The following is a 12,207-nucleotide window of genomic DNA, read 5'->3' on the forward strand; positions in this document are numbered from 1 at the left end:
TTGGTGACAGACCACAATCGGCCAAAAACAGTCATCCACCGAGTTGTTGGCGAAACAGGAGAAATCGCCTCATCGGCCGTTTCATTTGACAGGTTTACTGTGGATCACTGACCCGCTTGCGTACTGTTTTAGCAAGCAGCGAATAGAAAACGATGAGCAAGGGAATTGGCAAAGCCACCAGCAACACTGCGCGAGTGACGTGCGACAGGCCGCCAGTATTGATGGTCCCCGGCAACGAGGCCAGTGTAATCATGATCACCAGAGACGCACCCAGATTGCACATGCAGATGGCCATGGCCCGGTAAAAAATTGGCTAGAAGCAGACGCTCTAGTCACAGCATCATTGGAGCCTTCAAGTCGGGGATAGTCGTCTCGGGGATTGATGTTGGGGACTTCAGGTAACCACCCTTCGACAACGTAGACTTCACATGCATCAATGCTCGATAAAAGACCGGATGACATTCGGTAAATGGTAAATCATCAAGGGATGCCCAAAAAAAACTAAAGGCGTGGCCATGGTCGTCGAGCGTGTAATGAGTCCATTCCTCTGGCAACTGTACTTGCGCTTCACAAAGTTGAAACGACCAAATCTGATCCAGATGCTGAGCAATCCAACAGCCCATATCACAAACAACCGTGGCAGCAATACCGGACTCCTCTTTCAATTCGCGTAGCGCGGCCTGAGGTGGCGTTTCGCCGGACTCGATTGTACCTTTGACCAGTTGCACGCCTGCCAGTGGGTGACGGAACAATAGAATGCGTGGGACCGACGAATTCAAAAGAATAACGGGGCAGGCTTTGTTGGGTGTCATAGCGATCTCCTTATCGACTGCGCATCACATGATACCGCCATCCCCTACCTCCATGACCAGATTCTGGATGTCCGCGTTGGGTTGTCGATTGCTCCGCATCGTGACCGAGAGCAATCAGCCAAATGCAGACTTCAACGCCGGCACGCGGTTATGATCCGGGATACCCAGGCGCCCTTGGACCTACGCTCATGCCAGCCTCGAAAATCCTCCCCTCCCCCGCGCCGCTGCTCAAACCCGGAGAGACGGTGGTGTTGTTCGACGGTGTCTGCAAGCTGTGCAATGGCTGGGTGAGGTTCGTGATTCGCCATGACCGTCAGCGGCGCGTGCGGTTGGCGGCGGTTCAGTCACCCGAGGGGCAGACGCTGCTCGCCTGGGCAGGTCTGCCCATGGATCAATTCCACAGCATGGCGGTGATCCGCGACCGATACTACTGGGAGCGTTCCCAAGCTTTTTTCGAAATCTTTGCCCAGTTGCCCGCCATCTGGCGCCCCGTGAACCTGTTGCGCATCATCCCTCGCCCACTTCGAGATTGGGCCTACGACCGCATTGCGCTCAATCGTTATCGGCTCTTCGGGAAGTACGACACCTGTCTGTTGCCGGATCCAGATCATGAACAGCGCTTTTTGAAAGCGCCCCGGTGAACGCCTTGAGGCGACGTGACGAGCTGGATCAATACTCGGGTTGAAGCTATACCGAAAGGGTTCCGGGCGGGGATGGACCACACGCTCGATTAGCGTCTGAGGAGCATTTCACGGTGTCGAATCAGTTGGTCATACGCAACATGACCCGTCCCGAGCTGGACGAACTCGTCGAGTGGGCTGCCCGTGAGGGTTGGAATCCCGGCCTTCACGATGCCGAGCTGTTCTGGGCCACGGACCCTGCCGCCTTCATCGCGGCGTCCCGGGACGGCGAATTGATCGGCGGCGGCGCCATCACCTCCTACCATGGCGAATTCGGTTTCATGGGTTTTTTCATCGTCCGGCCTGAGTATCGCAGCCAGGGCTTGGGCAATACCCTCTGGCACGCACGCCGCGAGCGACTCCTCGCCCGCCTGCGCCCGGGCGTGAGCATCGGCATGGACGGCGTCTTCGCGATGCAGGACTACTACGCCAAGGGTGGCTTCGTCTTCTCCCATCGCAACCTGCGTTTTCGTGCCGAGATCACCGAGCGCCCGACGACCTCGCAGGCAGACGACCAGGACATCGTCCCGTTGGCCGCCTTCCCGTTCGATCAGGTGGTCGATTACGACCGCACCTGCTTCCCCGCCCCGCGCGCAACCTTCCTGAGCGGGTGGATAACCCAGGCCGATGCACTCGCCGTGGGTTGTCGGCGCGAAGGCAGGCTGAGCGGCTATGGCGTAATAAGGCGCTGCCGGGAAGGCTGCAAGATCGGCCCCTTGTTCGCCGATGACGCCCTGGCGGCCAATGCCCTCTACGCGCGCCTGGCGGAATTTGCGCAGGGTGGCCCGCTGTTTCTCGACGCCCCGGAGAACAACCCTGCCGCGATGGCGCTCGTGCACCAACAGGGCATGACGGAGGTGTTCGGCTGCGCACGCATGTACCTCGGCCCTCCTCCGGCGATCGCGCACGAACGTGTGTTCGGCGTCACCACCTTCGAGCTGGGCTGATGTCCGCCCGCGACCTCATCGGTTATGGCGGCCACCCACCCCACCCGCGATGGCCCGGTGAGGCGCGCGTCGCGGTGCAGTTCGTACTCAATATCGAAGAAGGTGCGGAATCCTGCCTCCTCAATGGCGATCCCCAGTCGGAGGCCTGGCTTCACGAGCTACCGGGCCGCCCGCCGCGTGTGGGGGAGCCGGACTTGAGCGTCGAGGGCATGTACGAATACGGATCGCGCGCAGGTGTGTGGCGCATTCTGGAACTGTTCCGCGCCCGAGGCCTGCCGCTGACCGCCTTCGCCGTCGGCCGGGCACTGGAACTCACCCCGGCGATCGGCCAGGCGCTCTGCGCGGCCGGGCATGAGATTGCCGGACATGGCTACCGTTGGCTGGACTATCGCGACATGCCTGAAGACCAGGAACGGCGCCATATACGCCTCACCCTCGACGTGATCGAGCAGGCCTGCGGTAAACGCCCCGTCGGTTGGTACACAGGAAGGGTCAGCCAGAACACCCGTCGCCTGTTGCGTGAGGAAGGCGGGTTTCTCTACAGCTCGGACGCCTACAACGATGACCTGCCCTACTGGCTCCCGGGCACGCCCGCCCACCTGGTGATCCCCTACACACTGGTCAACAACGACGCCCGCTATCTGCTGCCGAACGGTTTCGCCTGCGGTGAAGACTTCTTCCGGCTGCTCAAGGATGCGTTCGACCAACTGTGGCAGGAAGGCGCGCAACACCCGAAGATGATGAGCGTCGGCCTGCACGGGCGGATCAGCGGCCACCCTGGTCGTGCGATGGCGCTGGCGCGCTTTCTCGATTACGTGCAAGGCCACGACGCGGTGTGGATCTGCCGGCGCGAAGAGATTGCCAGGCACTGGATCGCCCGGTTCCCCGCCTGAGTGGGGTTCGGAACGGGCTGAGCCACGCTGGCTAATCAAAATCACCCGTGCTGTATCAGGCGCCCTGCTCCGCCTTGAACATCGCCGAGACGTTGCCTGCCACTGATGTGCGTTTTGGGTCGGTTTCAGCCGATCATGGAAGGCAGAAACCGACCCAAAGCTGATGGTGGCGACCGGTTGAATCCACAGCCAAAAGCAATGGGATGGACTCCTCCTCACCTCGGCATCTTGAGTGCCAGACTGAAGGTGCGAACCGCAGTCAACCGTGAGAAGGAGTCCACACATGAAGCTTATGCGCATTGGGGTCGACTTGGCCAAGAACGTGTTTCAGATCCACGGCGTGGATCGTCATGAGCAGCCAGTCTGGCGGCAGCGTCTGCCTCGCGATCGCTGGCTGCAAACGGTGCTGGAGAAGATCGAACCCGGCTGTGAGATCGGCATGGAAAGTTGCGGTGGTGCGCACCATTGGGCGCGGCAACTACAAGCACGCGGATTTCGGGTGAGGCTGATCGCGCCGCAGTTCGTCAAACCGTACGTCAAGAGCAACAAGAACGACGCCAACGATGCCGAGGCAATCTGCGAAGCGATGAGCCGCCCCAGCATGCGCTTCGTCGCCGTCAAGACCATCGAACAACAGGATATCCAGGCGACGCATCGCATCCGGGCCGGCTTAATCGAGCAGCGGACGGCCAAAGCCAATCAGATTCGTGGGCTGATCGCCGAGTACGGTCTCGTTGCGCCGAAGGAATTACTGATGCTGCGTCGCGCAATACCGTGCTGGCTAGAAGATGCAGATAACGGTTTGACGGCACGCTTTCGTCGTCTGCTGAATGGCTTGTGGGATGACCTGCGCGCACTTGATGAGCGCGTGAGCGAACTCGATGGCGAGATATCTGCGATCGCGGCAAGTGAGCCATCGGCCGTCCGTTTGCAACAACTGCGTGGCGTCGGCCCGATGATTGCCACTGCGCTAGTTGCTGCCATCGGTGATGCCAGTCAGTTTGCTAACGGCCGACAACTGGCCGCCTCGCTAGGGCTGACGCCAAAGCAACACAGCTCTGGCGGCAAGGATCGACTGCTTGGCATCAGCAAACGTGGGGATGCTTATCTGCGAACGCTGATGATCCACGGTGCGCGGTCGGCACTGCGCACAGCCAAATCCAAAGACGATCGACTCAGCCAATGGGCTGTCCGTTTAGCCGAGCGCTCACATCCCAACGTGGCCGCCATCGCACTGGCCAACAAAACTGCACGCATGGCTTGGGCGATGCTGCGCAATGGCACTGATTACCAACCGGGTCGGGCAGCGGCCTGATCCATTCATCCCGGGAGAAGCCCCACACACCACGATTGCGAAGCAACCCGAGCAATGGCAAACCGGTCGAACCGGCGTCGGCAAAACCCTTTAACGTCCAGGTGCGTAAAGCACGTAAAAGCGATTGGGAGCTGACGCGCGAATAGCCCATCATGGCCCTGCATCAAAACGATGCCGCAGTAAGAGGTCGAATATACGTGTGCAGTCGGCACGGGCGCCAAAGCGAAGGAGGCTTGCAACGAGGAGGAGTCCATATACGGACGCTCCGCCTGACTGCTATCTCACAATAACATTCAGGCGGATGCGGCTAGCAAAAAAGGGGCAATGCACATTGTTACAAATGCCCTCTACTGCTCATCATCCAGCGACTACGCTCAGAGATCCTAAACTTGCTGGAGCCTCATAATGACGAATGGAATTTTTCACGTTGACTTTCGCGCAAGCACCGGTGACTACGGTGACGGTTTGGTGGTTGTGAAAGATGGCACAGCAAATGGCGGGGATCCTCACTACCTTTATCAAGGGCAAGTCCCTACAGTCTCGGGCTCGTTTGAGTCAAAATTCACTGTGAGAAAGTGGCGCGACGGGAATACAAATGTGGTTGGGGTTGACAACTACACCCTTGACGCGAAGGGTCTCGTCAACTATGAAACTGGAACTCTCGAACTTCAGGGATCTGTAGTCGGAGCCCCTCACCTGACCATCCAACTGAAAGGAAAAAAAATCCAAGACGCCATATAGTTTTGGATACTGGGGGGGCTGCCGTTATTGATAAAAGGCAGCTCCTTTTTTTATTTTCCCCCTATTTGTGCAATCTACCTGAGCCATGCCGCAACCTTCTGCTTTTGATTAACATTTCTATCGGCCCACAACGGACGGTGGCACCACAAGCGATTCAGTCAGGCGCGACGATGGTACGGGTCCAGTGCTACCCATCACGATGGGCATTTATCGGCCAAAAACAGACCATGGACACGCAGCTAATACTTCATTAATGTGCAAAAAAATATGCCGTTTTCCCCCTTCTTGATGCTGCGTTTACAGACTCGATTTTTTATTGCTTAAGGGATTACGCATGAACATGGAAAGTTATGCGACATCGCATACCGCAAAATTAATTATCATGCCAAAAGCCGTACGGCACCTCAAAATTGAATGATAGGAGCAATAAAGTGGAAATCAAGATTGATATATTGGATTCTCCAACGGAAAAGGATCAAGGAGTTCTGAATAATAGGTTTTCAGAATATCTTCGAATCCAATATCCAGATCTACCGCCAGAATCGGAAGATAAAATATTTATGGTGGTTGCACACGATGAAGTAGGCGACTACATCGGTGCAATAAGCTGTAATTGTTACTGGGATGGCTTAGAAATTGACACCTTTTGGGTTAAGGAATCTCATCGCGGTAAAAAAATAGGCTCTATGCTATTGGAAAAAGCAGAAACGATTGGCGCCAACAATGGTGCAGTAGTTGCATTCTTAAAAACCGTTGATGCTAAACAGTTCTATGAGCGGCATGGGTATGAGATTTATGGTGTTCTTGAGGATCGACCAATCGGGACTAACCTGTATCATTTAAAGAAACGGCTAGTAAAACATGCATAACAACTGGTTCAAACCGTTCGCGTCGCTCACTGGCACGGGCTAAAGCCCGCCCCTTAACCAAATGCTGGTCTGCGTCCGCATTGGGTCGGTTGCAGCCCTTCGTTACAGGTCTCAACCGACCCTAAGCGATCACTCGAAACATTGATCAACGTAAACCCGTAGGAATGTATCTTCATATGGACACTCTGAATTCCGAGGACTTGCTGCCGGAGTTTTGCACTCAGTTTTTGCCGCCACCACCCCATTAAAATCACCGACCCAGCGCCGGCGTTTTCGTTATCGTCACGCAGCGTACAGCCAGCCCGTCAGGCTCATGGGCCTGGCCGCTATTCACTGCGCAGAGCCGCCACCGGATGCAGGCGGGCCGCCCGCAGTGCCGGCGCCAGGCCGGCGAGAATGCCGAGCACCGCCGCCAGCAGCAGTGCCAGCAGCAGAAACAGCGGCTGCAGCGCCAAGGGCAGGCTCGGCATGGCCAGGTGCAGTAGCCCGAGCAGCAGGCCCATCAACAGCAGACCCAGCAGACCACCGGTCAGGGACAGCAGCGTCGCTTCGGCGAGAAACAGCCCGAGCACCTGCCGCGGACTGGCACCAATCGCCCGCAACAGGCCGATTTCCGCCGTGCGCTCGCCCACAGTGGTCGTCATGATGGTGAGAATGCCGACGGCGCCGACCAACAGGGAAATGCCCCCCAAGGCACCAATGGCCAGGCTCAGGGTGCCGAGAACGCGGTTGAAGCTGCGCAGCATGTCGTCCTGGGTGCTCAGGCTGAAGTCCTCCTCGCCGTGCCGTTCGCCGAGCACCTGGCGAATCTGCTGACTCAACACCCGCGAAGTGGTGCCGGCGCCGAACACCACATGGACTTTGACCACCCCGGTGCGGTTGAACAGGCTTTCGGCCCAATCCACCGGGATGTAGGCGATATCGTCGAGGTTGAAGCCGAGCAACTGGCCCTTCTGCGCCATCACGCCGATCACCCGGAAACGCACGCCGCCGACGCGGACCAGCTCGCCCAGCGGATTGCGTGCACCGAACAGCTCGACACGCAGCTGATGGCCGAGCACCACATAGGGCGGCGAACGACCGTCACGGGCCACGGGCAGGAACTCGCCCAGGCTCAGTTGCATGCGCCAGGCCTGCGCCAGCTGATGGCCGCCACCGAGAATGTCGCTGCGCCGGCTCAGTTCACCGAACTGGATATCCCCGCTGCCCGGAATGATCGGCACCGCCGCCTCGACATGCGGCAAGCGCCGCAGGGCGTCGGTATCACTGATGGTCAGTGGCCGTACGCTGCCGAGCAGACCGCCGAGGCCGCTGGTCTGGGTCTTGCCCGGGCGCACGGTGATAATCCGCGTACCAAACTGCGCGAAATTCTCCAGCACGTAGCCGCGCACGCCTTCGCCTATGGCCGTGAGCAACACCACGGCGGCTATCCCGATCGCTACCCCGAGCAGGGTCAGCAGGCTGCGCAAAGGTCGACAGGTCAGCGCCGAGCTGGTCAGCCGGAAACCATCTTGCCAGCGCATCAGTGCGCTCCCGGCGGGCGTAGCGCCGCCACCGGCTCCAGCGCCGAGGCCCGAGCGGCCGGCAGCCAGGCGAACAGCAGCGCCGTGCCGAGTGCCAGCAGCACCGCGCTAACCCGCGCCCACCAGGGTGCATAGAGCGGCAGATCGAACGCCAGGCGCCCCAGCCAGAGCAAGGTTTCGGCGAGAAGTAACCCCGCCAGCGCCCCCGCCAGGGCGAGCAGCGCCGCTTCGCCGAGGAACAGCAGGCGCAACTGCGCCGCCGTCACACCTATGGCTTTGAGCAAGCCGATCTCGGCGCTGCGCTGGCTCACCGCAATCCAGGTCACGTTCATGATCAGGATGCCTGCCACCAGCAGGCTGATCGCGGCAATCCCGGCCACCGCCAGGGTCAGCACCGTGAGTATCTCGTCGAAGGCGCTGAGCAGGCTGTCCTGGCTGATCAGGGTGATGTCTTCCTCACCCTCGTGGCGCTCCTTGAGCGCGGCGAGTATCAGTCGCTTGCTGCGGTCGAGAAAGCTCGGCCCACGCACCTCGACAAACACCCGCAACAACCCCTCGCGATTGAACAAGGCCTGGGCACTGGCCACCGGAATGATCAACATTTCGGCGAAATCCATCCCCAGGGATTCGCCCCGCTCATCGAGGATACCGACCACCCGGAAGCGCCGGTCGCCGGCGCGCAACCATTCACCCAAGGCCGGGCGCGTACCGAATAGTTCGCGCCGGAGTTTGCCGCCGATCACGCAGACGGCCTCGCCCTGCTCAGGGTCCAACGCCGGCAGGGGCTGGCCCTGGACGACCGTCAGTTGGCGAATGGCGAAGAAGTCCCGTGTGGTGCCCAGGGTCAGCACCTCACGATTGCGGTTACCGACTATCACCTCCATCTGCCCGGCCTGCATCGGCGCCACCCGGCGGATGCCCGGCAACCGGGTGATGGCCTGGACGTCCTGCAAGGTCAACTCGTGCGGCGTCAGGCCGGTGAGCGGCGGTATGCGCCCCGTGGTTTCCTTGCGGCCCGGGAAAACGATCAGGATGTCGCGCCCGAGCAGCGAGAACTCGTTCAGGACGAAGGCCCGCGCGCCCGCACCGAGACCGGTGAGCAGATTGACCGCCACCACTCCGATAGCGATGGCCAGCAGCAGCATCAGGCTGCGCGAGCGATGCCCACGCAAGGCACCGAGCCAGAAGGCCAGGGCATCGGCGGCACGCATCAGGCCAGCGCCTGCTGCGACGCAGCACTGTGGATCCGCCCGTCACGCATGTGCAACTGGCGCTGCGCGCGGGCGCCCAGGCTGGCGTCGTGAGTCACCACTATCAGGGTCAGCCCCTCGTCGTTGAGCTCCTCCAGCAGGCTGAAGACTTCGGCGCCGGCCTGGCTATCGAGATTGCCGGTGGGCTCGTCGGCCAACAACAGCGCCGGTTGCATGACCATCGCCCGGGCAATGGCGACGCGCTGGCGCTGACCGCCGGACAGCTCGCCCGGGCGGTGGGCAATGCGATCGCCCAGCCCCAGGCGCTCCACCAATTGGCTGCTGCGCTTGTGCCGTTGCGCCGCGCCGATGCCGGCGAGGACCATCGGCAGCTCGATGTTTTCCAGCACCGTCAGCCGTGCGATCAGGTGGTAGGACTGGAACACGAAACCTATCAGTTGGCTGCGCAATTGGGCGCGCCGCGCCTCGCTCAGCGTCGCCGTGGCCTCGCCCTGCAGCCAGTATTCGCCGGCGCTCGGCGCATCGAGCAAACCGAGGATGTTCAGCAGGGTCGACTTGCCCGAGCCTGACGGGCCCATCACCGCCATGTAGTCACCGGCGGCGATGTCCAGATCCAGGCCGTCCAGCCCCATCACCTGCTGCTCGCCCAACTGGAAGGTGCGGCTGCCGCCGCGCAGGCGGATCATTGCTTGGTCTCCGCCGCATCCACCGGGATCACCGCCACGGTGTCCTTGAGCCCTTCCTGCTCGAGGCTGGCGACTATGCGCGCGTTCTCGTCCAGCCCTGCGAGCACCTCGGTCCAGCGCCAATTGCTCAACCCGGTTTGCACCTCCACCTCGCGCAACACCCGGGCGCTCGGGTCATAGCGCAGCACGCGCTGCCCCTCCAGCAGGGTCTCGGTGGGGATGCGCAAAGCACGTTCGCGCTGCTCCAGGAGGATCTCGACATCGGCGCTATAGCCGGTGAGCAGGACCAGATCGGCCGGCGGCTGGTCGAAACGCACCTCGACATCGACGGTGCGCGCCTGCTTCTCCAGTTCACGCACATAGGGCGCGATGCGGCTGACGCGGCCAGCGAATTGCTGGCCACGGAAGGCATCCAGGGTGATCCGCACCGCGGTTCCGGGGTGAACCCGGGCAGCGTCCACTTCATCGATCGGCGCCTCGACATACAGGCAGCTGTCGTCGATCAGGTCGACCGCCGGCGGCGTGGGAATACCCGGTGGCGAAGGGGTGACGAACTCGCCAAGTTCGCCGTTGATTTCTGCGACTATGCCGGCGAATGGCGCACGCAGGGTCGTCTGCTCCAGCAGTGAACGCTGCAACTGCAGGCTGGCGTCGGCCTCGCGGATCAGCACGTCACTGGCATTGCACATCAGCTTCGCCAAGTGAGCCTTGGTCTCGGCCTGATCGAGGCGATCGGCGGCAACCAGCTTGCGATCGGCCAACTGGCCCAGGCGATCGAGGTCGCGCCGGTCCAGATGAGCCTGCTGGCAGCGCTGTTCGCGGGCGTTGCGTTGGGCCTCCAGCCGCGCCTCGGCCTCCTGCAACCGGGCCTGCTGCTCGTCCTGCCGCAAGCGCATGAGCACCTGACCCGCCTGGACCCGCTGGCCCTCGGCGATCAGCAACTCGGCAACCTGGCCGCCGACATTGAAGGAAAGATGCGAGCGCCGACAGGACTTCAGCGTACCCGCGCGGGTGTTGGCCACCAGCGTCTCCACCGGCCCCCGCTCAACCCCCAGCAGCCTGACCGGCAACGGCTGTGGTCGACTCAACCAGCCGCCCAGCACCACCAGACAAGCCAGCATCGACGAGGCAATCAATAATTTGCGCATGGACTTCACCTCCTCCCCACATGGCTTGAGCCTAGGTCAGGAGGTTAAAAGAACAACGCAAAACGTCATTTATCCGACGATTTTCAGACGAGTGTCAGATAAATGGCGAATGAGATTTATTTCTCTCGCAACGGCTAATCCCAAGCCATGCCAACTCAATAAAATTCCTTGCCACGGCAAACGCTACGACGTCGAAATTTCTCCGGAAACTGTGCCACGCCTTGCCCATACCCGAATCTCTTCAAGCGGTCACTCGCAAGTCAACTGAAATGGGTGGCGATTCGGCTCATTGCGACTTTATTACAGAATAATGACAAGAATTACGCCCGATTAATCTAGAAATGCGACACCGGCGTTGAGCTCAAACACGGGCTGATATAGAACACCCTGGCAGCATTTTCCGAAGTGGTTCAATACGCGTTCCAAGGGCTCGAATATGAAAATAAAAACAAACAAAAACCTGCTCTCCCCCTTGCTCCTCTCTCTAATGATGCTTCACGGTGCTCCCACCTTTGCCGAGGAAGTCGCCAACCCGCCTTCAAATCTTTTAACCGCAGCCGTCGCCTGGAAGCAAACAGCCGCCGAGTTTGAAGCGCTTTATTATCAAGGGTTCAACGTAGCAAGAATGCAACTGGATCGAGCCCTCCAGGCTCACAAAGCGGGTGACCGACCCTTAGCTATCATCAGCGATGTCGACGATACAGTGCTCAGTAGCAACAGCTATTGGGGCTATATGATCAATGCCAACAAAGAGTTTTTCGACGATGCAGCATGGGATAGATGGGTGGCTGACAATGGCCCGGTTGCCACGCCTGGCGCGGTGGATTTCTTGAGCTATGCACAATCGAAGGGTGTGGAGGTTTTTTACGTGACCAGCCGTGACCAAGGCGAAAAAACCTTTGAATACGCATTGGCGAATCTTCGGAAAAACAATCTTCCATTTGCCGATGATAAACACCTGACGGTTTATCGCGACAGCTCCAACAAGGAACCACGCCAATCAGAGATCGCCAAGGATTACGATGTGGTGGTGATGCTGGGTGATAACCTCAACGACTTTAAGCGCAAGTATTACGTCGCTGACGTTAAACAACGTAATAGCCTTATGACTGAAGACAAGGAGCAGTTTGGCCGCAAGTTCATCATCTTTCCGAACCCTACCGATGGCCACTGGCTCAAAGCCATTTTTGGCGATTCAGAACCACCGGCCACACCGGAAAACCGTGCGAAGTTCAAGGCAGCTGCCAGCACTACAGCTTGGCAGCTTAAGCAATAACAAGGCTGGGTGGCAGCAGGTTTTAGGGGGTGGCAACCATCGTTCCCCCCTGAAGTCTCAATGACGATTTCAGACAGGCAGCTTTGAGTGGCTGTGTGTGTCCGTC

13 protein-coding genes are annotated in these 12,207 nt (G+C 59.6%); 7 read left to right on the forward strand and 6 right to left on the reverse strand.

Annotated elements, in window-relative coordinates:
• Positions 1–94: 94 nt before the first annotated feature.
• Both CD175_RS31410 and CD175_RS08755 read right to left on the reverse strand, forming a co-directional pair.
• Entirely contained in the window at positions 95–283 is a 189-nt protein-coding gene (locus tag CD175_RS31410) for a hypothetical protein (RefSeq protein ID WP_146094562.1), read from the reverse strand.
• 49 nt (positions 284–332) lie between these two features.
• A complete protein-coding gene (locus CD175_RS08755; RefSeq protein ID WP_104448558.1) occupies positions 333–812 on the reverse strand; it encodes an NUDIX hydrolase in 480 nt (159 codons plus the stop codon).
• A 188-nt stretch (positions 813–1,000) separates the two neighbouring features.
• Between CD175_RS08755 and CD175_RS08760 the strand changes: the two genes are divergently transcribed.
• The 6 genes from CD175_RS08760 (at position 1,001) to CD175_RS08785 (ending at position 6,257) form a co-directional block, all read left to right on the forward strand.
• A complete protein-coding gene (locus CD175_RS08760; RefSeq protein WP_104448559.1) occupies positions 1,001–1,453 on the forward strand; it encodes a thiol-disulfide oxidoreductase DCC family protein in 453 nt (150 codons plus the stop codon).
• Between the two features lie 113 nt (positions 1,454–1,566).
• Positions 1,567–2,439: a GNAT family N-acetyltransferase gene (locus CD175_RS08765; RefSeq protein ID WP_104448560.1), complete on the forward strand. Its 873-nt coding sequence runs from the start codon at positions 1,567–1,569 to the stop codon at positions 2,437–2,439.
• Positions 2,439–3,332 carry an allantoinase PuuE gene (puuE, locus tag CD175_RS08770; protein WP_104448561.1) on the forward strand — a complete coding sequence of 298 codons (894 nt, stop codon included), beginning with the start codon at positions 2,439–2,441 and terminating at the stop codon, positions 3,330–3,332. The genes CD175_RS08765 and puuE overlap by 1 nt, the downstream gene beginning before the upstream one ends.
• Before the next feature lie 283 nt (positions 3,333–3,615).
• On the forward strand, positions 3,616–4,647 hold the full coding sequence (locus CD175_RS08775) for an IS110 family RNA-guided transposase (RefSeq protein WP_104447599.1): 1,032 nt from the start codon (positions 3,616–3,618) through the stop codon (positions 4,645–4,647).
• Positions 4,648–5,052: 405 nt separating this feature from the next.
• Positions 5,053–5,388 carry a GrlR family regulatory protein gene (locus CD175_RS08780; protein ID WP_104448562.1) on the forward strand — a complete coding sequence of 112 codons (336 nt, stop codon included), beginning with the start codon at positions 5,053–5,055 and terminating at the stop codon, positions 5,386–5,388.
• Positions 5,389–5,819: 431 nt separating this feature from the next.
• Complete coding sequence (locus CD175_RS08785; protein ID WP_205886325.1) at positions 5,820–6,257, forward strand: GNAT family N-acetyltransferase; 438 nt, start codon at positions 5,820–5,822, stop codon at positions 6,255–6,257.
• A gap of 326 nt (positions 6,258–6,583) precedes the next feature.
• Here CD175_RS08785 and CD175_RS08790 read toward each other — a convergent pair whose 3' ends face one another.
• The 4 genes from CD175_RS08790 to CD175_RS08805 are packed head-to-tail and all read right to left on the reverse strand — an operon-like array spanning position 6,584 to position 10,825.
• Positions 6,584–7,780, reverse strand: coding sequence for an ABC transporter permease (locus tag CD175_RS08790; RefSeq protein ID WP_104448563.1), 1,197 nt, complete (start codon positions 7,778–7,780; stop codon positions 6,584–6,586).
• Complete coding sequence (locus tag CD175_RS08795) at positions 7,780–8,991, reverse strand: ABC transporter permease (protein WP_104448564.1); 1,212 nt, start codon at positions 8,989–8,991, stop codon at positions 7,780–7,782. The genes CD175_RS08790 and CD175_RS08795 overlap by 1 nt, the downstream gene beginning before the upstream one ends.
• Positions 8,991–9,677, reverse strand: coding sequence for an ABC transporter ATP-binding protein (locus tag CD175_RS08800; protein ID WP_104448565.1), 687 nt, complete (start codon positions 9,675–9,677; stop codon positions 8,991–8,993). Before CD175_RS08800 ends, CD175_RS08795 begins: the two co-directional genes overlap by 1 nt.
• A complete protein-coding gene (locus CD175_RS08805; RefSeq protein ID WP_104448566.1) occupies positions 9,674–10,825 on the reverse strand; it encodes an efflux RND transporter periplasmic adaptor subunit in 1,152 nt (383 codons plus the stop codon). Before CD175_RS08805 ends, CD175_RS08800 begins: the two co-directional genes overlap by 4 nt.
• A 436-nt stretch (positions 10,826–11,261) precedes the next feature.
• Here CD175_RS08805 and CD175_RS08810 point away from each other — a divergent pair, with 436 nt between their 5' ends.
• Positions 11,262–12,101 (forward strand): 5'-nucleotidase, lipoprotein e(P4) family, encoded by an 840-nt coding sequence (locus tag CD175_RS08810; RefSeq protein WP_008002486.1) that lies wholly within the window; start codon positions 11,262–11,264, stop codon positions 12,099–12,101.
• Positions 12,102–12,207 lie beyond the last annotated feature (106 nt).

Origin of the sequence: Pseudomonas laurylsulfatiphila (assembly GCF_002934665.1) — a bacterium.
Lineage (GTDB): Bacteria > Pseudomonadota > Gammaproteobacteria > Pseudomonadales > Pseudomonadaceae > Aquipseudomonas > Aquipseudomonas laurylsulfatiphila.